Source organism: Kitasatospora sp. NPDC058048 (assembly GCF_042885555.1).
Classification (GTDB): domain Bacteria; phylum Actinomycetota; class Actinomycetes; order Streptomycetales; family Streptomycetaceae; genus Kitasatospora; species Kitasatospora lactacystinica.
Genome location: NZ_JBHVRT010000013.1, coordinates 139,919 through 163,386 on the forward strand (window position 1 = coordinate 139,919; position 23,468 = coordinate 163,386).

Here is a 23,468-nt window from a genome sequence, read left to right on the forward strand (position 1 = left end):
AGCGGCCGGAACACGAAGAGGGCGGCCGAAACACGAGGAGGGCGGCCGGAGCACATCGCTCCGGCCGCCCTTCCCCGTCCGTCAGGACTGCTCGACCCGCGGGGGGCCGTCCCGCCGTCAGGCCCCGTCCAGCACCTCCACCAGCGCGGTCAGGAACTCCTTCGGCCGTTCCAGCTGCACGCTGTGCCCGGCGCCTTCGACCGCGACCTCGCGCACCCGCCCGCCGGCGGCGGCGTAGCGGTCCAGTACGGCGCGGGTCTGGGCCACCATCGGCTGCGCCGGGCAGGTGTCCGCGCCGGGCCAGCCGGGGACGGCACCGATGGCGCCCAGGTGGGCCAGGTCGAAGAGCGAGGTGTCGGAGACGATCACGTCGGCGGTGCCGCGGATCCACAGGATCGGCGGCTTCGGCTCGACCAGTTCCAGGTCGTCGATCCGGAAGTGGGTGGGCGCCATCGAGTTGAGCACCCCGCGTTCGCCGGGGCCGAAGCCCGGCCAGGCGTCGCTCGTGCGGCTGTCGCCCGGGTAGTGGTCCTCCCCGGTCCGGGTGGTCAGCATCGCCGCCACGTAGGGGTCCGGCTCCGCCAGCGGCTCGCTGACGTAGGTGGTGTTCAGCACCGAGAGCGGCGCGAACGGCGACTCGGCGCCCGTCTCGCCCTCGCCCAGCAGCCGGACGAAATCGGGGGCCGCGCCGCCGGCGCCGGAGCCCGCCCCGTCGGGCGAGTTGAGCCGCCCGTCCACCCCGTGGGTGCCGCCGAAGCCGTACGGGGAGACCGGGTTGACCAGGGTGAGCGAGCGGACCAGCTCCGGGTGGTCGCGCAGCAGTTGCAGCGCCACACCGCCGCCCATGCTCCAGCCGACCAGGTGGACCGGGCCCAGGGCCAGCGCCCGGAGGTAGGAGAGCAGGTCCTCGCTGTGGTCGCGCAGGCCCCGGGTGGCGTCCACCGGCAGCGGCTCGGTGCGGCCGAAGCCGCGCAGGTCGGGGGCCAGCGGGCGGTAGCGGGCGGGGAGCCCGGTCATGGTCGAGTGCCAGAAGACGCCGGAGGAGACGTTGCCGTGCACCAGGACCACGGGTTCCCCGGTGCGGCCCTCGATCTCGGCGTAGCCCACGGTGAGCCGGTCGGTGGGGATCAGTCGATCGGTGATCATCCGGGATGTCCTCAGTTCAGCCAACTGGCGACCTGCGCGCTCGCCGCGCTGTCCCAGCCGAGTTGCAGGTGGTTGGCGAGGGCGATCAGCGCGGTGCCGCCGACGGTGCCGTAGCCGGTCTTGTCCAGCGCGCTGGCCACGAAGACCACGCCGTCGCTGGGCCCTCGGTTCTCGTTGAAGATCCCGACGATGCTGGGGGTGCCGCCGGCCAGGAGGTAGGCCGTCACCGAGGAGGGCACCCCGGCCTGGTGCAGCGGGGCGATCAGCGAGCCGGCGTTGATCGCGGCCTGGATGCCGCCGCCGTCGGTGTAGAAGCCCTGGCCGCCGTAGTAGGTCGTGTACCAGTCCTGCTGGGTCTGGTCGATGCCGAACACCGAGTCCCAGCGGGCCAGCATCTGCCGCTGCCCCGGGTAGTTGTCGTAGCCGCCCGAGGGGGTGAAGGAGAACTCCGGGTGTGCGGTGTAGGTGCCGTAGCAGGTCATGCGCAGGTGCGGGGACGGGGCGTTGACCGCACCGCCGCACTGCGGCCAGATCGAGAAGTCGTGCGCCCACCCGTGCGCGAACGGGTAGTCGTAGCCGCCGTTCGGGCCGCCGAGGGTGATCAGCTTGCGCACGTCGCCGGCGTACGGGCGGCCCCAGGAGGGCTTCACCGAGGACACGTAGGCCCGCGAGGACATCTCGCCCTTGCTCCAGCCCACCACGTCCACCTGCGGGACGCCGAGCTTGGCGCGGATCAGCGCGACGGCGTCGCCGACCTCCTGGGCCTGCATCAGGTTGTCGCCCTGCTTGTGCGCGAAGCCGATCGCGAAGACCCGGTAGCCCTGCCCGGCCAGGTTCTGCATCAGCCCGGTGTTCGGGCAGGACATGGAGCCGCAGCCGTAGCCGCCGGACTCGCCGGGGTTGGCCCAGGCCCGGTCCGGGTTGTCGTTGGCGCCGTGCACCAGCAGCACCGGGACCTGGTGCGAGCCGGTGTTCCAGCCCGGGGCCGAGTAGAGCAGGAAGCGGCCGGAGAAGGGCTGCTTGACGCCGCCGAAGAAGGTGAGCCGCTGGCCGTCCTGGTCGCCGCGGCCGTCCGGCGGGTACTGCTCCTGCCGGAAGCCGGTGGTGGTGTCGAGGTAGCGCTCGACCCGGTCCCAGCCGTTGGCGACGGTGCTGTAGGTCGCCTCCAGGGTCAGGTTGGCCGGCACCGCGGCCGCGGCCGGACCCGCCGGGACGGCCGCACCGGCCAGCGCCAGGACGCCCGCGAGCACCCAGCCCAGTCCTCTTCGCCTGCCACGCCCGTTCCTTCGCATACGCGTTCACTCCTCCACACCGGGGCCAAGTGCGCGACACGCTACGGACGCCGCAGTGCCGTCCCTATGGAGGCGTCACATACCTCCGGCGTTCCGGTATGGGTGTCCACCACCTGGCCGGAGGCGGGACCCGGCTCCACTCTTCACGGAGACCGGTCGCCGCCGAGGTCCGCACCCGCCGGGCGGAGGACCTCGCCGTTCTTCCACCGGACGGTCATGCGTCGGGCCCGCCCTGGTGCCGCGGGTCGGCCGACAGGCTGATCGCCGAGGCGGGGCACAAGGCGACCGCCTCGCGAACCGCGTCCAACGCCCCGGCCGCAGGTTCGGGTTGCCGCACGAACGACGTGCCGTCGTCCTCGCGCTGGTCGAAGACCTCGCCGGCCGTCAGGACGCACATTCCGGAGCCGATGCAGCGTTCGGCGTCCACGGTGATCCTCATCGATCACGCGTCCCAGGTGACGGGGAGGCTCTTCACCCCGTAGATGTCCGCGATCTCCGGGCGCAGGGCGACCTCCTCGGGCGGTACGGCCAGGCGCAGCGTGGGGAAGCGGTCGAGCAGCGCGGGGAAGGCGACCCGCATCTCGATGCGGGCCAGCTGTTGGCCCAGGCACTGGTGGATGCCGTGGCCGAAGGCCAGGTGTCCGCCGTCCTGCCTGCGCAGGTCGAGCACATGGGGATCGGGGAAGCGCTCGGGATCGCGGTTGGCGGTGTTGAACGAGAGGATCAGCCGCTCGCCGGCCCTGACGGTCCGGCCGCCGAGTTCGACGTCCTCCAGGGCCGTCCGCATGAAGGTCTTGGCGACGCTCAGGTACCGCAGAAGTTCCTCCACGGCCCGGTCGGCGAGTGCGGGATCGCCCCGCAGTGCGGCCAGTTGGTCCGGGTTGCGCAGCAGCGCGAAGGTTCCGAGGGCGAGCATGTTCGCGGTGGTGTCGAGACCGGCCGCGAGCAGGATCAGGCTGATCCCCTTCAGCTCCTCGTCGGTCAGATCGCTGTCGGTGAGGTCGCTGAGCACGTCGTCGGTGGGGTCGGCGCGCTTGGCGGCCACCAGCTCGGCCAGGTACTCCTGGGTCGAGGCGTAGGCCGCCATCATGTCCTCGTCGCTCGTCTCCCCGTTCATGAACGAGTCGACCTGCTCCTGGAAGGAGCCCCGGTCCTCGTACGGCACCCCGAGCAGCTCGCAGATCACGATGGCGGGGATGGGCTTGGCGAACGCGGTCACCAGGTCCGCCGGGGGCCCGGCCGCCTCCATGGCGTCCAGGCGGGCGGCGGTGACCTGCTCGATGCGCTCGGTGAGCAGCCGCATCCGCCGTACGGTGAACCTGCCCGTCAGGGGCTTGCGGTAGCGGCTGTGCTGGGGCTCGTCCATGAGGACGAACTCCCCGGGCGGCGCCGGCGGGATCTGGAAGTCGCCGTAGTCGATGGTCGGGTGGAGCATCAGGTCCTTGCGCGAGCTGAACCTCGTGTCGGCCAGCACCGCCCTGACCAGGTCGTATCCGGTGACCAGCCAGCCGGGCTGCCCGCCGGGGAAGGTGTAGCGGCTCATCGGCGCGTGCCGGCGGGCGTCGGTCAGCTCGGCGGGCGGGTCGAAGGGACAGCCGGGGCGGCGTGCCACCGGCATGGTCGTGACGGTGTGCGGGGATTCACCCATGGCCGTTCCTCGTTTCGCGTTGCCGCTCGTTCGGACAACTGGAAAGCTACGGCCGTTTCTGACTCGACGTCAATCGCGGGGAACGCGTCTTTCCAGCTCAGCGGCGGTAAATTGATGCAATGACGCTGAACTCGAACGCAATGGATCGTTGCAATGGATGAAGGTTAAGGCAATGCCGCGCCCGGGCTCGCCCGCGAGTACGGGTCAGGCCGGGTAGCTGAACACGGCGGTGAGCTGCGGCAGCGCGTCCCAGCCGACGACCGCGCTGCCGGCGGACTTGGACAGCGCGCGGATGTAGGTGCCCGCGTACCCCTCGTCGGTCAGGTAGACGCCCCAGGTCGCGAGCCAGTCCCGCACCTCGCCGGTCTCCGCGTCCTGCACCGGCTCCGGCTGCGCCGGGGCCTTGCGCTGCACCAGGAACCGTCGCCGGTCGCACTCCGTCAGGGCCCGCCGCCAGTCCCCGTCGGACGTCTCCCAGCCGGCGACGATGCCGCCGCCGCGCGCGTCGTTGTTCGGCTTGAGGATCAGGTCCTCCCGATGGGCGCGGCAGTAATCGATCAGATCGACCACGTCGCCGTCCACCTCGACCGTGCCCTCGGCCATCGACCGCGTCCACGGCAGCATTCCGTCGATCAGGGCCAGCTCGTCCTCGGCCAGGGCGGCCCGGAACCGGGGGTCGTGCAGCATCGGCAGGATGCCCTTGTTGCCGTGCAGGTCGGTACAGATCGGGGTCAGCTGCACGGTCCGGCCCTCCTCGTGGGCGCGGAAGACCGGCTCCATGGCCGCGGCGACCTCGGGGTCGGCGAGGATCTGGTCCACCGACACGTAGCGGAGGATCACGTCCACCGGGGTGCCGTCCAGGTGGATCTTCCCGCCCGGCGAGCTCAACTCGCCCACCTCGGCCAGCCGGAGGTCGATTCCCTTGCCCCGCATGTACTCCTGGAAGGGCAGCATGTACTTCCGGTACTGGGCCACCCGGCCGTTGCTCTCCAGCATCACGACCACCGGCGTGCCGGCGGCGGACACGCTCTCGGCGCAGCGGGTGAGCATGCGGGCGATGCCCGCCCCGATGTCGGGGTAGGTCAGCCGGTGCTTCTCGGCGAACTCCCGGAACCTGGGCACGTCCATCAGCGCCCGCGGGATGTCGCCGGTCCGCTCCATGCCGCCGAGGTCGGCGCCGATGTTGAACTCCAGCAGCCGCCAGGAGTCGCCGTCGCGGTGCAGGTCGGCCCGGCCGTACGGGATCGGCGGCACGAGTCCGTTCCGGCGGACGACCTCCACCGACCGGCGGTCGAGCCCGAGCGCCTCGCCGTAGGCGAACACGTCGCCGCCGTGGAGCCTGCCGGGCAGGGAGACGATCAGGTCGTGGAACCGCATGAGCCGGTCGGCGACGCCGCGGATCGCGGTCTCCTCGACGAACAGCGGCCGGCCGAGCACCCGCCCGTCGAAGGCCGCGGTGAAGTGCGGCGGGAACCGCAGGTGGTCGACGACCCCGCGCAGGCCGTCGCGCCCCTCGGCTGCGCATTCGTCCAGGTAGGACCGGGTGACGGGGCAGGGGTTCCGGTTCATGCGGTGACCGTTCGCTGGTAGAGGGTGGGCACCTTGCCGCGCTCGGTGCGCTCGAAGTCGCCGCGCTCGACGTGCTCCACGGTGAACCCCAGGCAGCGCGGGCCGGTGACGATCTGGTTGAGCTCCACGGTGTCCGCGAAGGCCGCGACCACCGCGTCGACGGTGATGTCCGCGGGTGTGCTCGGTGACAGCAGCAGCCGCACCCGGTACCGGTTGACGCTCCAGAGCACCTGCAACTGGCAGTCGGCGGGATCGGTGATGCCCAACCGGGCGAGCCGCGACATCAACTGGTCGGCGGAGACGGTCTCGGAGTCCACGTTCAGCGACTGCCGGGCCCGGCCGAGCAGGGTGAGTACGGAGGCCTGGCTGCCGCAGCGGCACGGCTGCGTGCTCAGCCGGCCCCGGTCGCCGATGGCGTAGCGGAACAGGGCCATGCCGGTGTCGCTCAGCGGCGTGACCAGGACCTCGCCCTCCTCGCCGGCGGCCACGGCGAGCCCGGTCTCCTCGTCGACGATCTCCACCACCATCGCGTCCTCGTGCACGTGGTGGTCGTTGCCGGACAGCCACTGGCACTGGTAGCCGATGGGCCCGGTCTCGGTGGTGGAGTAGGCCAGCGAGCGCACCGTCAGTCCGGGCAGGGCGGCGGTGAGCGCCGCGGTGCGGCTGGCGCCGAGGCTCTCCCCGATGTAGAGGTAGGTCCGCATCGAGGCGAGCAGGTCCGGGGGCGTTCCGGTGAGCAGGTCCACCCCGTACCCCGGCGGCGCGGCCAAGGTGTCGATCGCGTGCTCGGAGATCATCTTCGCCGTCTCCGCGACGCTGGTGACGTTGCCCAGGGGGTACACCCGCGCGCCGAGCAGCCGAGCGACCTCCTGGGTGAACAGGAAGGATCCGTTGAGTTCGGCCCCGTAGAGGCAGTTCGCCACCCGGCGGGGCGGCTCGGGCAGGGTCGCGCGCAGCCCGCGCGCGCCGAGCGCGGACACCTGCTCGTTGAACGCCCAGGAGTGGTACATCATCTTGACCTTGCTGGAGGTCCCGCTCGAACGAAGCACCATGCCGGGCTGGTCGCCGTCGATCAGGAACTCCGCCGAGTGCGGTGGACAGCCGTCGGCCAGCGCGGACGGGGTCAGCACGGGCAGTTCCGGCAACCGGTCCAGGCTGTGCACGGAGTCGAGCCCGGGCCAGCGGCGCAGTACCGCGGGCGTGCGCCGGGCCGCGGTCACCAACCGCGTGAAGTTGTGCGCCCGCAGTCGCTCGATCTCCTCCCGGCTGATGGCGTCCAGGTCGGCGGCGAGCCGAATGCCGGTGTTCATCGGGAACCTCCGTTGTGTGCTGATCTCGTCGCGCACGATCACCGTGCCTGCCCGGACGGCTCCGCGCGGCGCGTCCTCGCCCGGGTGGCCCCGGCGCCGACGGGCCGGCCGCACCGGGCATTCGCGTGGTCCCATTCCCATTCCGTCGACGCCCGAACACTAGATTCCGCCGGACGACCGGACGACCGGCTTCTTTGCGTTATGGGGCGGCATTTTTTGCTGGGGGCCGCATTTGTTGCGCGAATTATCCGACCGTCGACGGGAGGCGTTCCGGTTCGTCCAACTCCCGCCAAACCCGGAACACGAACGGCCACAGCGAAACGAGCAGGCAGAGCCCGCCGAGCACGAGCACCGCGGCGGTCGGCCCGACCGCGTCCAGCAGCACCCCGGCCAGCAGCAGTCCCACCGGCATGGCCGCGTTGGCCGAGGCGTGGAACGCCGCGAACACCCGGCCGCGCAGCCCCTCGGGCACCCGGGCGTACTTGACCGCGGCGATCACCGGGTTGATCGGGCCGTTCGCCATCATGCAGGCCGAGACCACCAGCACCAGCAGCACCGGGTGCGGGTCGGCCGCCACGGCCAGGAAGACGGGCGCGCCGGAGACCAGGGAGCAGATCGCGAACACCCGCCACCGACGGCCGCCGTCGCCCAGCCAGCCGTACAGCGCCGTGCCCAGGATGCTGGCGCCGCTGGACGCGGCGATCAGCACGCCGACCAGTGTGCTGTCGTGCCACACGGTCAGTCCGTAGGCGGGCAGCAGCACCGAGAGCAGCCCGACGGTGAGGGCGTTCAAGGCCGCGCACTGCACGCCGATGACCAGTAGCAACCGGTCGCGCCGGAAGTGCTCGGCGGCCTGCTTGAGCTCCCGCAGGTAGCCGTGCGCACCGCCGGCCGGCTCGCGTCCGGCGGCGGCCGCGGGCCGGACCAGGAGGCCCACCAGCGCCGCCGCGGTGAGCAGCGCCGCGCCGTCGGCCAGCAGCACCCAGGTGGGTCCGATCAGCCCGATCAGTATGCCGCCGAGCGGCGCGCCGAGCAGGTCTCCGGTGCGCAGCGCGGACTCCTCCGCGCTGGTGCCCCGCTCGACGCGGACGCCGGTCGCGGCCAGCACGGCGGGCAGCAGCACCTGTTTGGCGCTGCGGGAGGGCGCTCGGCCGGCGCCGATCCCGAACACCAGGACCACGAGCACCGGCAGCGACAGCAGGTCCAGTGCCTCCGCGGCCGGGATCGCGATCACCGCGACGGAGGCCGCCAGGTCGGCGATGATGCTGCCGCGCCACGCGCCGTACCGGTCCAGCAGCGGGCCGACCAGCACCACCGAGAGGACCAGTCCGAGCGTTTCGGCGGCGGCCACGGCCCCGGTCTGGAGGCCGCTGCCGGTTCTGGACAGCACGAACCAGGGAAGGGCGATCATCGTCATCGTCGCGCCGCACGAGGACACGCCGCACGCGGCGACGAGTGCGATCAACGGCAGTCGACGGATCACCGGCGTACTCCGCGGAACAAGGTGTTCACGATTCCCCTAAATGCCGATATTCGGATGCTAGTATCCGCTGGACCATTCATCGAATAATCCAATTCGGAGTCTCACCCGTGGATCCTGTTGTCACTGACCGGCTGGTGCTGCGTTCCTTCACCGAGGCGGATATCGACGACCTGCACGACATCCAGCGCCGTCCGGACGTGACCCGGTACCTGCTGTGGGACGCCCGCACCCGCGAGGAGACGCGCACCGCGCTGGCCACCAGGATCTCGGAGTCCGAGCTGGCCGGGGAGGGCGACAACCTGGCCGTCGCGGTGGAGCTGCGCGAGTCCGGCCGGCTCATCGGCGAGTTCAACCTGGACTGGCTGAGCGCCGAACTGGGCCGCGCCGAGATCGGTTTCGTGATGAACCCCGACCACGGCGGCCGCGGGTACGCCACCGAAGCCGGCCGCGAGGTGCTGCGGCTGGCGTTCGAGCGGTACGGCTTCCACCGGGTGGTCGGCATGTGCAACGGGGACAACGTTTCGTCGATGCGGCTGATGGAGCGTCTCGGCATGCGTCGGGAGGCGTTCTTCGTGCAGGGCGAGATGCTCAAGGGCCAGCGGGCGGACCTGGCCGTGTACGCGATGCTGGGCACCGAGTGGGCCGGCGCGGACGTCGTCGCCGAGGGAACTCAGGTCGCCCGGGGATGACGTCCGCACGTCGTGGTGGCCGCCCGCCCGGAGGGTGGTGGCCACCACGACGGGGTCGCTCGCCTAGAGGGTGGTGGCCACCGCGGCGGGGTCGCTCGCGAGGAGGTAGTCCGCGAGCGTGTCGTAGCGCTCACGGAGCTGACGCTTGAGCACCTTGCCGGTGACGCCCTGCGGGATGTCGGTGACGGAGCGGGTCAGTTCGAGCACGGCCAGCGTCGGGTGACCGGCCGCGCCGAGCACGGTGTTGGCCGAGGCGAGCAGCTGCGACGGGTCGAGGTGCTCGCCGTGGGCGGCGACCAGCGCCACCGCGACCGTGTTCCCGCCGTGCCGGCCGGCCACGACCGTGCAGTCCACGATCACCGGCAGCTCGTTGAGCAGGAGTTCCTCCATCTGCACCGAGTGCGCGGGGCCCGCCGCGGTCTCGATGGTGTCCACCGCCCGGTCCACCTGGTAGAAGTCGCCGGCCTCGTCCTGGTACGCCAGGTCGCCGGACAGCCAGTACCCGGACAGCCGGCTGCGGTAGGTGGTGTCGGAGTCGTTCCAGTACCCCGCGGTGATGGTGGGGCCCTTGGCGCCCAGCAGTCCGATCTCGCCGCGGTCGGCCACGGTGCCGTCCCGGCGCAGCACGACGACCTCGGACAGCGCGTCGGGACGGCCGATGCAGCGGTCGTTGCGCTGCGAGGCCAGCGATCGCGGCTGCACCATCAGGCCCCAGCCCAGTTCGGTGGCGCCGAAGCGGTCGTAGAACACCGCGGAGGGCAGCTCGGGGTCGCGCTTGCCCAGGATGGCCTTGAGGTGGGCCTCATGGATGGCGTCGCCCATGGTCACCCAGCTGTCCACCGAGTCGACCGCGCCGTCGGGGACCTCGACGTCGGCCAGTTCCGTGAACGCGTGCGCGAAGGCCATCACCGTGGTCGGCCGGTACCGGCGGATGGCGTCGACCAGGTCGGCGCCGGTGGGGTCGTAGTGGGCGACCATGGGCGTGCCGGCCAGGACGGCGTAGTTGACGTACACCACCGAGCCCAGGTGCGACTGCGGCTGCGCGGCCATCATCAGGTCGTCGGGCGAGTCCAGGTAGTTCGTGAGCCGGAAGCGCGGGCCGGCGACGCTGGACGCGTGCGTCTGCACCACCGGCTTGGGGAAGCCCGTGGTGCCCGAGGAATGCAGGATCGAGACCGGGTCGTCGGGCGCGTGCCGGAACCGCGCGGCGGCGTCCAGCTCGGCCCGGGGCGGCGCGGGCACGTCCTCGGCCAGTACGACCCAGCGTGAGCCCGGCAGTTCGGCGAGCTCGGGGCCGAGGAGGTCGCGCCGGCCGCGGGTCGTGTACACGCCGACCGGCTCGGTGCGCCGGATCAGTTCGAGCGCGTTCTCCTTGGGGGCCTTGCTGTTGATCAGCACCGCGATCGCGCCGATGGTCGCCAGCGCGTGCAGGTGAACCGAGTACGCGAAGGAGTCCTCGATGTGGACCGCGACCCGGTCCCGGGGCCGCACGCCCCGGTCGAGGTACCAGACCGACCAGCTCTGCACGAGCCGGTCCAGCCCGCGGAGGCTGAACTCGGTCGTCGTCCCGCCGTCGCAGGTGGCGACCGGCCGGCCGGTGGCGATGAACGGCAGGTCCGGGTTCGGGCTGACGGCCAGCGCCGACTCCAGGACGTTCCCGCCCCCGAGACGGGGATCCGCGGCGAGTTTCGCACGGGACTCGGCGGACAGCAGGGTTCGAGCGGACAAGGTCATCGGCGCGCCTTCCGGTGATGGTTTCCGGGAACCGATCGTCCGTGGGCCTGCCGGAAGCGACAAGGTCTTTCTTGCGCATGTGGACCTCGGTTGTTGCGCGAGACCGCGTTTGTTGCCGCAACCGCCGCGCGGGCTCCTGCGGACCGCCGTTGGCAGGTACATCTGGAAGAGCCCTTCGGCGGGCGAGACGATCACGAGGAGATTCCAGGTGACCATGGGGGATTCGGCGGCACGATCCGGCGAAGCGGACCGTCAACTCGAGGAACTGCGGGGCGAACTGGACGGCATCGACGCCCGTCTGCTGGACGTGCTGCGCGACCGGATCGACGTCTGTGTGCGCGTCGCCCACCACAAGAGGGAGCACGGCGTCCCGATGATGCAGCCGCACCGCATCGGCATCGTGCAGGAGCGGGCCGCGCGGTACGGCGAGCGCAACGGGATCGACCAGGACTTCCTGCGCCGGCTGTACGACCTGATCATCGCCGAGACCTGCCGGGTCGAGGACCTGGTCATCGGCAACACCCCGGCGAGCTAGGCACCACGGCCACACTGAAGGAAGGACAGACCGGGCAATGCGGATGTTGCTGATCGACAACTACGACTCGTTCACCTACAACCTGTACCAGCTGCTCGGCGAGGTGACCGGCCGGGCGCCGGTCGTGGTGCGCAACGACGCCGAATTCCCGGCGGAGCGGATGGCCGAGTTCGACGGCATCGTGGTGTCCCCCGGGCCCGGCCGGCCCGACCGGGCCCGTGACTTCGGCATCAGCTCCCGCGCCGTCCTCGAGTCGGGACGGCCGGTGCTCGGCGTGTGCCTCGGCCACCAGGGCATCGCGAACCTGTTCGGCGGCAAGGTCGGCCTCGCGCCCGAGCCCATGCACGGCCGCAGCTCGCTGGTGCACCACACCGGCGACGGCGTCTTCGCCGGGCTGCCCACGCCGTTCTCGGTGGTGCGCTACCACTCGCTGACCGTCACCGACCTGCCCGAGGTGCTCGAACGCACCGCGTGGACCGAGGACGGCGTGCTGATGGGCCTGCGCCACCGGACGGACCCGCTGTGGGGCGTCCAGTTCCACCCCGAATCCATCAGCAGCGAGCACGGCAGGCTGCTGCTGGCGAACTTCCGCGACCTCGCGATGGACGCGCGCCCCGCTCCGGCCGTCGCCCCGCCTCCACCGGCCGCGCGGCCGGCGCGCGGTGACGCCACGTCGGATCTGCGCCTGCACGTGCGCGAGGCGGCGCACGAGCCGGACCCGGACGCGGCGCACCGGGAACTGTTCTCCGGCTCCACCCGCAGCTTCTGGCTGGACAGCAGCGAGACCCGCCACGAACGCTCGCGGTTCTCGATCATGGGCGACGACAGCGGACCGCTGGCCGAGTACGTCTCCTACGACGTCGGCCGGCGGCTGGTCACCGTCACCCACTCGGACGGCCGGGTCGAGGAGGTCCACCAGGACTTCTTCGGCTACCTCCAGGACAGTCTGGCCGCGCGGTCGCTGCCGGCCCCGGACGGTCTGCCGTTCGACTTCAACCTGGGCTACGTCGGCTACCTGGGCTACGAGTTGAAGGCCGAGACCGGTGGCTCCCGGGTGCACCGGGCCGACACCCCCGACGCCGCCCTGCTGTTCGCCGACCGCGCGCTGGTCGTCGACCACGCGGAACACCGGTCGTACCTGCTGGCGTTGAGCACCCCGGAGCACGAGGCGGCCGCGCTCGACTGGCTGGACGAAACGGCGGCCCGGCTGTCCCGGATCGACGGGTCCGCCGCGGACGACCCGGGCCGGACGGGTGTGCTGGCCGGCGCCGAGGCCGCCGACATGGCCGGCTGGGAGACCGCCCGTCCGCGCCACGACCGCGAGGGCTACCTCAAGCGGATCGAGGAGTGCCTCGACGAGATCCGGCTCGGCGAGTCCTACGAGATCTGCCTGACCAACACGGTCACCGTGGACGAGAGGATCGATCCCCGGCACACCTACTCCCGGCTGCGCCGGATCAGCCCGGTGCCCTACGGGGCCTTCCTGGACTTCGCCGAGGTCGCGGTGCTCAGCGCGTCGCCGGAGCGGTTCCTGCGGATCGGCGCCGACGGCGTCGTGGAGTCCAAGCCCATCAAGGGAACCCGGCCCCGCGGCGGCACTCCCGACCAGGACGAGCTGCTCAAGCTGGACCTCTCCACGCACGAGAAGGACCGCGCGGAGAACCTGATGATCGTCGACCTGGTGCGCAACGACCTGAACACGGTGTGCGAGATCGGCTCGGTGCACGTCCCGGTGCTGTTCGACGTGGAGACGTACGCGCCGGTGCACCAGCTGGTCTCCACCGTCCGCGGCACGCTGCGGGCGGAGGAGAGCGCGGTCGGCTGCGTGCGCGCGGCGTTCCCCGGCGGCTCCATGACCGGTGCGCCGAAGGTGCGCACGATGGAGATCATCGACCGACTGGAGGAGGGGCCGCGCGGCGTCTACAGCGGTTCGCTGGGCTGGTTCGCCCTGTCCGGCGCCGCGGACCTGAGCATCGTCATACGGACCCTGGTCGCCACCGGCGAGCGGATGAGCTTCGGCGTCGGCGGCGCGATCGTGGCGCTGTCGGACCCCGACGAGGAGTACGAGGAGACCGTGGTGAAATCGCGCGCGGTGCTCACCGCGGTCGCGGCGACGGCGCTGCGCCCCGCGCTGGGAGGACTGGCATGAGCGGGGCCGGAGTTCGGTCGCTGCGGCGTTGTCTGGTGGCGGGCGGCGCCGGCGCGGTCGGCGGCATGTTCGCCTCGCTGCTGGCCGGTTCGGGCGCCGAGGTCGTCGTGGTGGACCCGGCCGGCGGCGACATCGCCGGGGACATCACCGCGCCCGGTGACGCCCTGGTCGCGGAGCTGGGCAAGGCGGATCTGGTGCTGCTGGCGGTGCCCGAGCGCACGGGGCTGGCCGCGATCCCGCTCATCGCTCCGCACCTGCGTCCCGGTGCCCTGCTGGTGGACACGCTGTCCGTGAAGGACGCCGTGGTGACCGCGCTCCAGGGCGTCGAAGGCGTGCAGGCCGTCAGCCTGAACCCGATGTTCGCGCCGGCCCTGGGCATGCCCGGCAAGCCGGTCGCCACCGTCGTGGTGCACGACGGGCCGGCCGCGGCCGAACTGCTGCGGCTGCTCGCCGAGTGGGGCGGCCGACCGGTGCTGCTCGACGCCGAGCGGCACGACCGGCTCACCGCCGCCGCGCAGGTGCTCACCCACGCCAGCGTGCTCGGTTTCGGGCTGGCGCTGGAGGAACTCGGCACCGACATCGGCGAACTCGGCGAGATCGCCCCGCCGCCGCACGCGACCCTGCTGGCCCTGCTGGCCAGGATCGCCTCCGGGACACCGGAGGTGTACTGGGACATCCAGGTCGCCAATCCCGACGCCGTGCGGGCCCGCGGTGCGCTGGCCGCGTCCGTGCGCCGACTGGCCGACCTGATCGACGGCGGCGACGAAGCCGGGTTCGCCGCGGCGCAGGGCCGGCTGCGCGACCTCTTCGGCACCGCCCTGGACGAGCACCGCGACACCTGTGCCCACCTGTTCGACGCCCTGTCCGCGTCCACCCGAATCGAGGCGACATGATCCATCCGCAGCAGGAGACACAGCCGGCCAACTGGGTCGAGTCCCGCATCAACAAGACGTCCGACTCCCTGGACGTGGCGTTCGAGCAGGGCCTGACCGGGCACGTGGTCACCGGCCGCAAGCCCGGCAAGGTGGTCTGCCTGGCGGACGGCACCGAGGCGCTGGAGTTCGTGTCCTGCTCCTACCTGGGTCTCGAGGAGCACCCCGCGCTGGTGACGGCCGCCGAGGAGGCGCTGCGCCGCTTCGGCGTCCACCTGTCGACCTCCCGCAACCGGATGCGCCCGCACTACCTGGGCGAGTTGGAGGACCTGCTCTCCACGGTGTACCGCGGCAACAAGGTCGTCCCCTTCACCTCCGTCGGAACCGTCCACCTGGGACTGCTGCCGCTGCTCGGCGCCGGCGCGCTGCCCAGCTACCCGATCGCGCCCGGCGGCGCGACCTTCCTGGTGGACCGGACCGCGCACTCCTCGATGCAGGTGCTGCGGGGGGTCCTCGACCAGATCGGCCCCGCGCGCCGGTTCGACCTGGAGACGCCCGACTCGCTGGAGTCCGCGCTGCGCGACGCCCGTCGCGACGGGCGCACGCCGATCGTGCTGATCGACGGAGTCGGCTCGATGGGCGGTCTGATCGACGTCGCCGGGATCCTGGAGGCGCTGGCGCCCCACGGGGGACACCTCTACATCGACGACGCGCACGGCATCTCCGTCGCGGGCAAGCACGGCGCCGGCTACGCCTTCGAGGCGCTCGGCGACCGGCTGCCGCCCAACGTGGTCATCGCCGGCTCGCTGTCCAAGGCGTTCGGCGGCTGCGGCGGGTTCGCCGTGGTGCCGAGCGAGGACGACGTGCGGGTGCTGCGCAAGTTCGCGAACCCGCTGGTCTTCGGGCACTCGATCATGCTGCCGATGCTGGCCGCGAACGTCGCCTCGGCCCGGCTGCACCTCGACGGCGAGGTCGCCGCGCTGCAGGAGCGGCTGTGGCGCAACACCGAGGTGTTCGACGAGCTGACCGGCAACCGGCTCGTCAACGCCGGTCTGCGGTCCCCGGTGCGCGGTGCGCACTTCGACACCGAGGAGGCGGCCTTCCGCGCGGCCACCACGCTGAAGGAGGCCGGGGTGCTCATCCTGCCGGCCTTCTTCCCCACCGTGGCCAAGGGCACCGGTCTGATCCGCTTCGCCCTGTCCTCGCTGCACGAACGCGGCCATCTGGAGACGGCCGCGAACATCCTGGAAGGAGTCCGGAACGGATGACCGCCGACACTGGTGAACCGACGCTGGGTGCGTTCCTGACGGACGCCGAGAAGACCCTCGCCGAGGCCGGCGCCTGGCAGCCGCGCGGGGACGCCGAGAAGCTGGCCGAGTACGTGCTGGGCCGCGCCGTGGAGCGGCTGTCCCTCGATGCCGCGCTCGGCCGGGAGGATCTGGCGCGGCTGCGGGACCTGGTCGCCCGCCGGGCCGACCGCACGCCGGTGGAGTACCTGACCGGCCGTGCCGTGCTCGGCGGTGTCGAGGTCGCGGTGGGTCCGGGCGTCTTCGTGCCCCGCAAGCACACCGAGCCGCTGCTGGCCTGGGGGCTGGACGTGGTGAGCGAGGTGTCCAAGCCGCTCGCGGTGGACCTGTGCACCGGATCGGCGGCGATCGCCCTGGCGGTCGCGCACGCCCGGCCGGACGCGACCGTGCACGCCATCGAGCTCGACCCGGTGGCGCTGACGTGGGCGCGCCGCAACGCCGCGCGGCAGGCGGAACTCGGCGACACCCCGATCATCCTGCACGCCGGCAATGTCACCGACCCCGCGATGTTCGCCGACCTGGACGGCACGGTGGACCTGCTGCTGGCCAATCCGCCGTTCGTGGTGGACGGCGTCGTGCTGCCGCCGGAATGGCAGGAGCACCAGCCGTGGCCCGCGCTGTTCGGCGGCCAGGACGGACTCGTCGTGATCCGCGCGGTGGTGGCGGCCGCCACCCGGCTGCTGCGTTCCGGCGGCGGCGTCGCGATCGAGCACGACGACGAGCAGGCCGACGTGGTCATGTCCCTGCTGCGGGAACAGGACGCCTTCACCGGCATCAGCTACGGCGTGGACCACTGGGGCACCCCCCGGTACACCACCGCGCGCAGAAAGTAACGAGGAAGACCATGGAACACACGTCACCATCCGAGAGGCTCTCCCGCCGGCAGGTGCTGCGCGGCGGCGCGGTCGTCGCGGGCGCGGGCGCGCTGTGGCTGACCGCAGGCACGGTGCCCGCCGGCGCGGTGCCCGCGTCCGCGCAGACGCCGCAGCCGGACGGCCGTCCCGGCGAGGGCAGCGTGACCGTGCGGGACAGCGCCAACGTCGGGGTCGCGGTGTCCCCGGACGGCCGCCGGCTCGCGGTGGACATCGCCGGCGGCATCTGGCTGCTGCCGGCCGCGGGCGGCCGGGCCCAGCGGATCACGCCGGAGGAGCACGACGCGACCCGGCCGCACTGGTCGCCGGACGGGCGCCGGATCGTGTTCCAGTCCTTCCTCGACACCGCCTACGACGTGTGGATGATCAACGCCGACGGCACCGGGCTCACCCGGCTCACCACCGGCTGGGGCTTCGACCTGGAGCCGCGCTTCTCGCCCGACGGCAAGCAGGTGGCCTTCGCCTCCGACCGCGACCACGTCAGCCGGATCTGGGTGCTGGACCTCGCCAGCGGGCAGCAGCGCGCCGTCACCGACGCCGACGAGGTGCACGCGGCGCCGGTGTGGTCCCCGGACGGCACGAAGCTGGCCTACGTCGTCGGTGACGGCGCCATCGAGGAGCTGGACCTGGGCTCGGGCGTGCGCAGGCAACTGCTCGGCGCACCGGCCGACGCCCTGGTGTACTCGCCGGTCTACGCGCCGGACGGCCAGGTCAGCTACCTGAGCGCGGGCGGCACCGGGACCACGATGATGCTCGGGGCCAAGGCGATCGTGACCGGCGAGGACCTGCCGCCGCTGCCGGTGTCGTGGACCTCGGCGCAGGAGTTCGTCTACAGCTCCGGCGGCCGGCTGCGCCGCCGCTCGCTCTCCGGGGCCGTGCGGGAGATCCCGTTCACCGCCGAACTGCCGTACTCGGGGCGGAACTACCAGCGCAAGCGGCGCAACCTCGTGTCGGACGCGTCGCGCCGGGCGAAGGGCATGGCCGACCCCGCGGTGTCGCGGGACGGAAAGCAGGTGGCGTTCCGCGCGCTGAACGCGCTGTGGCTGCTGCCGATCGGCGGCAGGCCCCGCAAGGTCGTGGACGACGGGTTCTTCGCGGCCGATCCGGACTTCGCGCCGGACGGCAAGTCCCTGGTCTACGTCAGCGACCGCGCCGGCACCGCCAACCTGTGGCGGCTGGACCTGGCGACCGGGCGCTCCGACCGGCTCACCGATCTGCCCGGCGGCCAGCTCGCGCCGCGGTTCTCCCCGGACGGCGCGAAGATCGCCTACCAGGACGAGTCCGGTCAGACCTGGGTGTTCGACGTCGCCGACCGCTCGGTGCGCCAGGTGCTGCCCGCGCTCTACCAGCCGGGCCGGCCGACCTGGTCGCCGGACGGCGGCAGGATCGCGCTGGCCGCGCTGATGCCGTACTCCAAGCGCACCTCGAACGGCAACAACCAGGTGCTGACCGTGGACCTGACCGACAACAAGGTCCGGTACCAGGAGATCGGGCCGGACCGGTCGATCAGCACCCGCGACAACGACGGCCCGCTGTGGACCTCCGACGGCCGGCACCTGGTGTTCGGCGCGGAGAGCCTCGCCTGGCGGGTCCCGGTGGCCGCCGACGGCACCATCACCGGCGAGCCGCAGCAGCTGACCGACGAGGTCACCGACTCGCTGTCGATCAGCGCGGACGGCACCGTCGTCTACCTGTGCAACGGCGTGCTGCGCACCGTCGGGCCCGACGGCGGCCCGGCCCGCACGATCACCGCCGACCTCACCTACCGCCCGGCACGGGTCAGCGAGCCCACGGTCGTGCGCGCGGGCGCGCTCTGGGACGGCACCTGCGAGCAGCTGCGCCGCGATGTCGACATCGTGGTGCGCGGCACGACGATCGAGGCGGTGCTGTCCAGGGGCGGCGGCGTGCCCAGCGGCGTGCGGATCGTGGACGCCTCCGGGCTGACGGTGATGCCCGGCCTGATCGACACCCACAACCACTGGAACATGCGCGGCAAGCAGTGGGGCGACCGGCAGGGGCGGCTGTGGCTGTCCTACGGCGTGACCACGAGCAAGTCGCCCGGCGACCTCGCGTACCAGATGGTGGAGAACCGGGAGGCGATGGAGGCCGGCACCAGGGTCGGCCCCCGCTACCTCGGCTCGGGGCAGGCGCTGGACGGCAGCCGGGCCTTCTACAACTGCATGCGGCCGGTCCACACCGCCCAGCAGCTGGAGCGGGAACTGGACCGCGCCGAAGGGCTGGACTACGACCAGATCAAGTCGTACATGCGGATGCCGGTGGCCTTCGAGCAGCGCATCGTGGCCAGGGCGCACGCGATGGGCGTGCCGGTCACCTCGCACTATCTGTACCCGGCGGCGCACACCGGCCTGGACGGCATGGAGCACCCCGGTGGCGGCCATCGGCTGAACTACTCGCGCACGCTGAGCTACGCCGGTTTCCGGATGTCCCAGGACGCCGTGGACCTGCTCGTGGCCAGCGGCATGTGGGTGTCGTCGACCATGATCTTCGCCAGCGAGCTGTACGCCGGCGACCGGTCGCTGGTGGAGGACGAGCGCACCAAGGTGCTGTTCCCGGACTGGGACTACCGGCGCCTGGTGGCCAAGGCCGACGGCGCCGCGCAGCCGGGTCCGGAGAGCGAGCTCGACCAGCGGATCACCAGGGGCATGGTGGACGCGCTGCTGCGGGTGCACCGCGGGGGCGGCCTGGTCGTCTTCGGTACCGACGCGCCGCTGGACGACATCGGTGTCAGCGCGCACCAGAACCTGCGCGTGCTGGTGAAGTACGGGTTCACTCCGCGCGAGGCGCTGATGACCGCGACCGGCAACGCCGCCAGGGCGCTGGGCTACGGCGACCAGCTGGGTGCGGTGGCGCCGGGCAGGATCGCCGACCTGGTCATGGTCGAGGGCGACCCGCTGACCGACATCCGCGCCGCGGCCGCGGTGCGGTCGGTCATGGTGGCCGGCGTCACCCGCACGGTGCCGGAGATCCTCGCGCCGTTCCGGCCGGCCAAGGCGGCCAAGGCGGCGGAGGCGGCCGGGGCGGCCGGGGCGCCCGTCGTGACCGTTCGCCCGGCCGCGCCGTCGGCCTCGCAGGACCCCGCTCACTACTGGCACCGTCCGGAGTGGAGCATGCGTCAGTGCTGCCAGCACTGACCGTGCGGTCGGGCTACCGGGACACGCCCCGGTAGCCCGACGCGGAGGTGCCCAACCACTTCTTGAACGTGCGCTGAAAGTGACTCAGTTCCTGATAGCCGACCGTACGGGAGACATCGGTGATCGACATGGTGGTGTTGCGCAGCAGGTGTCCGGCCTCGGTCAGCCGCAGCGCGGTGACGAAGTCGATGAACCGCCAGCCGGTCTCCTGCTTGAAGCGGCGGGAGAAGTGATATTGGCTCATGTACGCACTGCGCGCGACACGACCGAGTGTCAGACCGCTGTCCGCGTAGTTCCCCCGCAGGTACGCCACGGCGGCCCGCATGTTCGGCGAGAGCGTGAGCCGGTCGGTGTCCGGCAGCCGCAGGTCCCGTCCGACCTTCGCGGGCTCGACCGCCGGCTCGACCGGTTGCCGGGTGAGGAAGACCCGCTGGTCGGCGTGGCGGTAGCCGGGCAGCGTCCGGATGAGCTGGTGCGGGGGACGGATCTCGATACCGGCGGGCGCGATCAGCACCCGGCACTGGTGCAGCCAGGGCTGCAGCCGCGGCCAGGTGAACCTGTCGTCCTCCGTGCACAGTTCCGGGGTGAGCACCTCGGCGGCCCGGTCGGCGATCCGTGCCCAGTCCGCCAGGTCGAGCTGCCGCGGCGAGAGCAGGCTGTCGGCGCCCTCGTGCCGCATCCGCGCCACCGTGGCGTAGCTCTCGTCCCCGAGCGACAGCGCGAGGTCGCAGATGCCGTCGTAGGCCCGGCGCTGCAGCCGGCGGTCCACCCGCAGCGTGAACAGGCTTCCGACCATCTCGCAGGCCGTGTGCCAGTCGTCGAACACCACCACCTCGGCCAGCTCGACCTTGGGGCTCGTGTTGAAGTAGGTGGCGAAGTCCATGACGCCCAGCGCCTGCGCGTTGTAGTAGGCGACGATGTCGCTCAGCGAGCTCTGCCCGTGCAGCCGGCGCACCGCCGGCAGCTCCGGCAGCACGCTCGCGTGCGAGAGCACCCGGTCGCTGTCGTCGGTCAAGTAGGCCACGCTGCGTCCCCGTTCGAGCGCGTGACCGGCGACCAGAAGCCCGGTGAGCGAGCGGTCGTGGCCCGCCGGAACGTCCAGCATGACGTCCGCGTCGCCCATTCTGGCGCGGTACGCGTCGAGCACGCGGTGCTCGGACTCACCGAGTTGTCGAGGATCCGTCAAGGCAGCGATCATTTTTCCCCCTTGTGCAGATATAACTCGCTGACCGCGCGCGAAGGCGCCTCCCTGCCGTCGGCGGGTGCCCGATCGGCACCACGTCACGGCCTGCTCGAACCGGAGTCGACGGCGATCCCGGTGGCAGCGCGCGGACAGGCCACAGTGCCGAGGGCGATTCCCCGGACGCGAGCAGAACCTCCCCAACGATTCCCGCCGGCCACAGTGTCCCCGGGCGTGAACCCGTTCGATGGTCACATCACGCCGCGAACGCGTCAACCCGCATTTGTGACCCCTGACCACCGCACTTCCCGCCGCGGGCCCCTGATCGTGACGGAGCGTCAGCCGGAACCGCGGAGAGGTCTCCCGTGTTCGCCGAGGGCGTCACGGTGCCAGTACACCCCGTCAAAGAAGGAGCAGTCATGTATCGCACCCTGATGCGGTCGAAGATCCACCGGGCCACGGTGACGCAGGCCGACCTGCACTACGTCGGCTCGCTGACCATCTGCGCCGACCTGATGGAGGCCGCCGACCTGGTGGCCGGCGAGAAGGTCGACATCGTCGACATCAACAACGGGCAGCGGCTGTCCACCTATGTGATCGAGGGGCCGCGCGGCAGCGGTGTGATCGGCATCAACGGCGCCGCCGCCCGGCTCATCGGCGTCGGCGACCTTGTGATCATCATCGCCTACGCGCAGGTGCACCAGGACGAACTCGGCAAGCTCGAACCCCGGGTGGTCTTCGTCGACGAGAACAACCGGATCCTGCACGAGGGCTCCGATCCGGCCGACGTGCCGGCGGATTCCGGCCTGGTCCGCGGTGACACCCTCGCGAACGGGAGCTGAGCCGGGGTCACCGCAGAACGGATCCACGGGATTTCGCCACGGCGGCCGGCCGGGCCGGGCCGGGCCAGGGCGATCGCGGGCGCCGCGATCGCCCCGGCCGGCACCGGTCGGCCGGCACTGGCCGGCACCGGTCGGCCGGCACCGGTCGGCACCGGTCGGCCGCCGCGCACGGCTCCGGCCGAATAGGGGGCCGACCGCCGAAGTCCGGGGTCGCCCTCTCTGGTGTTCCGACGCGCCGTCAGTAATATGACAGCCCCTCATGTTCTCCTCAGGAGGCTGTCATGCCCGACCGCTTCGACCTGCCGGCGGACTTCCGCTGGGGTGCCGCCACCGCCGCCTACCAGATCGAGGGGGCGGTGGAGGAGGACGGCCGCGGACCGTCCGTCTGGGACACCTTCGCCGCCCGCCCCGGCGCCGTCCGCGACGGCCACACCGGCGCGGTGGCCTGCGACCACTACCACCGGTACCCCGAGGACATCGCCCTGATGAAGGGCCTCGGACTGGACGGCTACCGCTTCTCCCTCGCCTGGTCCCGCGTCCTGCCCACCGGCGCCGGCGCCGTCAACGAGGCCGGCCTCGCCTTCTACGACCGCCTGGTGGACGCGCTGCTCGACGCGGGCATCACCCCGCTGCCCACCCTCTTCCACTGGGACCTCCCGCAGGCCCTCGAAGACCACGGCGGCTGGCTGAACCGCGACACCGCGTACCGCTTCGCCGAGTACGCCACCGTCGTGGCCGACCGCCTCGGCGACCGCGTCCCCGCCTGGATCACCCTCAACGAGCCCTTCGTCCACACCGTCTTCGGCTACGCCCTGGGTACCCACGCCCCCGGCCGCACCCTGATGTTCGAAGCCCTCCCCGCCGCCCACCACCAGCTCCTCGCCCACGGCCTGGCCGCCTCCGTCCTCCACGACCGCGGCCTGGAGGCGATGCTCTCCAACAACCTCACCCCCGTCGAGCCGGCCTCCTCCGACCCCGCCGACCTCGCCGCCGCAGCCGCCTACGACGCCCTCCACAACCGGCTGTTCACCGACCCCGTCCTCCTCGGCCGCTACCCCGACCTCTCCGCCCTCGGCGTCCCCGACGACATCTTCGGCGCCGTCCACCCCGGAGACCTCGACCTCATCCACACCCCCGGCCTGGACGGCCTCGGCCTCAACTTCTACAACCCCACCCGCGTCGCCGCCCCCACCGAACCCGGCCTGCCCTTCGACCTCGTCGACATCCCCGACGTCCCCCACACCGCCTTCGGCTGGCCCGTCGTCCCCGACGCCCTCCGCCAACTCCTCCTCGGCCTGCGGGACACCTACGGCAAGGCCCTCCCGCCGATCACCATCACCGAGAACGGCTGCTCCGTCACCGAGGAGGCCGTCCCCGACCAGCCCCGCATCGACTTCATGGCCGCCCACCTCGACGCCCTCGCCCGCGCCGCCGCCGAAGGCATCGACATCCGCGGCTACTACACCTGGTCCCTCCTCGACAACTTCGAGTGGGCCGAGGGCTACCACCAGCGCTTCGGCCTGGTCCACGTCGACTTCGAGACCCAGCAGCGCACCCCGAAGGCCTCGTACACCTGGTACCGCGACCTGATCGCCGCCCACCGGGCGCGGAATGCGAGGTAGCGGAGCCTGGTCAAGCCTCTGCGGCGGGCACGCTCACGCCACGTGCGGATTGAGTACGGAGCGGGC

General features: G+C 71.9%; 18 protein-coding genes. 9 read left to right on the forward strand and 9 right to left on the reverse strand.

Going from position 1 to position 23,468, the window contains the following annotated elements; translation table 11 throughout:
* Window positions 1–117: 117 nt before the first annotated feature.
* From ACFVVA_RS16290 to ACFVVA_RS16320, 7 genes are all read right to left on the reverse strand, one after another.
* A complete protein-coding gene (locus tag ACFVVA_RS16290; protein ID WP_387689972.1) occupies window positions 118–1,146 on the reverse strand; it encodes an alpha/beta fold hydrolase in 1,029 nt (342 codons plus the stop codon).
* 11 nt (window positions 1,147–1,157) lie between these two features.
* Window positions 1,158–2,438: an esterase/lipase family protein gene (locus ACFVVA_RS16295; RefSeq protein WP_387689974.1), complete on the reverse strand. Its 1,281-nt coding sequence runs from the start codon at window positions 2,436–2,438 to the stop codon at window positions 1,158–1,160.
* A gap of 214 nt (window positions 2,439–2,652) precedes the next feature.
* Window positions 2,653–2,865 (reverse strand): ferredoxin, encoded by a 213-nt coding sequence (locus tag ACFVVA_RS16300; protein WP_387689976.1) that lies wholly within the window; start codon window positions 2,863–2,865, stop codon window positions 2,653–2,655.
* Window positions 2,866–2,880: 15 nt separating this feature from the next.
* A complete protein-coding gene (locus ACFVVA_RS16305; protein ID WP_387689978.1) occupies window positions 2,881–4,086 on the reverse strand; it encodes a cytochrome P450 in 1,206 nt (401 codons plus the stop codon).
* 204 nt (window positions 4,087–4,290) lie between these two features.
* On the reverse strand, window positions 4,291–5,655 hold the full coding sequence (locus tag ACFVVA_RS16310) for a hypothetical protein (protein WP_387689980.1): 1,365 nt from the start codon (window positions 5,653–5,655) through the stop codon (window positions 4,291–4,293).
* Entirely contained in the window at window positions 5,652–6,965 is a 1,314-nt protein-coding gene (locus ACFVVA_RS16315) for a phenylacetate--CoA ligase family protein (protein ID WP_387689982.1), read from the reverse strand. Before ACFVVA_RS16315 ends, ACFVVA_RS16310 begins: the two co-directional genes overlap by 4 nt.
* Before the next feature lie 244 nt (window positions 6,966–7,209).
* Window positions 7,210–8,448 (reverse strand): MFS transporter, encoded by a 1,239-nt coding sequence (locus ACFVVA_RS16320; RefSeq protein ID WP_387689984.1) that lies wholly within the window; start codon window positions 8,446–8,448, stop codon window positions 7,210–7,212.
* Window positions 8,449–8,555: 107 nt separating this feature from the next.
* Here ACFVVA_RS16320 and ACFVVA_RS16325 point away from each other — a divergent pair, with 107 nt between their 5' ends.
* Window positions 8,556–9,137 (forward strand): GNAT family N-acetyltransferase, encoded by a 582-nt coding sequence (locus tag ACFVVA_RS16325; RefSeq protein WP_387689986.1) that lies wholly within the window; start codon window positions 8,556–8,558, stop codon window positions 9,135–9,137.
* A 63-nt stretch (window positions 9,138–9,200) separates the two neighbouring features.
* Here the strand turns inward: ACFVVA_RS16325 and ACFVVA_RS16330 are convergent, their stop codons facing one another.
* A complete protein-coding gene (locus tag ACFVVA_RS16330; protein WP_387689988.1) occupies window positions 9,201–10,871 on the reverse strand; it encodes a class I adenylate-forming enzyme family protein in 1,671 nt (556 codons plus the stop codon).
* 214 nt (window positions 10,872–11,085) lie between these two features.
* Between ACFVVA_RS16330 and ACFVVA_RS16335 the strand changes: the two genes are divergently transcribed.
* Genes ACFVVA_RS16335 through ACFVVA_RS16360 form a run of 6 tightly spaced genes read left to right on the forward strand, consistent with a single transcriptional unit; the run spans window position 11,086 to window position 19,758 of the window.
* Entirely contained in the window at window positions 11,086–11,406 is a 321-nt protein-coding gene (locus ACFVVA_RS16335) for a chorismate mutase family protein (RefSeq protein ID WP_387690103.1), read from the forward strand.
* 37 nt (window positions 11,407–11,443) lie between these two features.
* Window positions 11,444–13,555 carry an aminodeoxychorismate synthase component I gene (gene pabB, locus ACFVVA_RS16340; RefSeq protein WP_387689990.1) on the forward strand — a complete coding sequence of 704 codons (2,112 nt, stop codon included), beginning with the start codon at window positions 11,444–11,446 and terminating at the stop codon, window positions 13,553–13,555.
* Complete coding sequence (locus ACFVVA_RS16345) at window positions 13,552–14,448, forward strand: prephenate dehydrogenase/arogenate dehydrogenase family protein (RefSeq protein ID WP_387689992.1); 897 nt, start codon at window positions 13,552–13,554, stop codon at window positions 14,446–14,448. Before pabB ends, ACFVVA_RS16345 begins: the two co-directional genes overlap by 4 nt.
* Window positions 14,445–15,695 carry an aminotransferase class I/II-fold pyridoxal phosphate-dependent enzyme gene (locus tag ACFVVA_RS16350; protein ID WP_359898889.1) on the forward strand — a complete coding sequence of 417 codons (1,251 nt, stop codon included), beginning with the start codon at window positions 14,445–14,447 and terminating at the stop codon, window positions 15,693–15,695. Before ACFVVA_RS16345 ends, ACFVVA_RS16350 begins: the two co-directional genes overlap by 4 nt.
* Window positions 15,692–16,567, forward strand: a complete 876-nt coding sequence (locus ACFVVA_RS16355; RefSeq protein WP_387689994.1) for a N5-glutamine methyltransferase family protein — start codon at window positions 15,692–15,694, stop codon at window positions 16,565–16,567. Before ACFVVA_RS16350 ends, ACFVVA_RS16355 begins: the two co-directional genes overlap by 4 nt.
* A gap of 11 nt (window positions 16,568–16,578) precedes the next feature.
* Window positions 16,579–19,758 carry an amidohydrolase family protein gene (locus ACFVVA_RS16360; protein ID WP_387689996.1) on the forward strand — a complete coding sequence of 1,060 codons (3,180 nt, stop codon included), beginning with the start codon at window positions 16,579–16,581 and terminating at the stop codon, window positions 19,756–19,758.
* Between the two features lie 13 nt (window positions 19,759–19,771).
* Here ACFVVA_RS16360 and ACFVVA_RS16365 read toward each other — a convergent pair whose 3' ends face one another.
* Window positions 19,772–20,944, reverse strand: a complete 1,173-nt coding sequence (locus ACFVVA_RS16365) for a helix-turn-helix transcriptional regulator (RefSeq protein ID WP_387689998.1) — start codon at window positions 20,942–20,944, stop codon at window positions 19,772–19,774.
* A 413-nt stretch (window positions 20,945–21,357) separates the two neighbouring features.
* On the opposite strand from ACFVVA_RS16365, the gene panD reads away from it, so the two are divergent.
* A complete protein-coding gene (panD, locus tag ACFVVA_RS16370) occupies window positions 21,358–21,780 on the forward strand; it encodes an aspartate 1-decarboxylase (protein WP_387690000.1) in 423 nt (140 codons plus the stop codon).
* 281 nt (window positions 21,781–22,061) lie between these two features.
* Window positions 22,062–23,402 carry a GH1 family beta-glucosidase gene (locus ACFVVA_RS16375; RefSeq protein WP_387690001.1) on the forward strand — a complete coding sequence of 447 codons (1,341 nt, stop codon included), beginning with the start codon at window positions 22,062–22,064 and terminating at the stop codon, window positions 23,400–23,402.
* Window positions 23,403–23,468 lie beyond the last annotated feature (66 nt).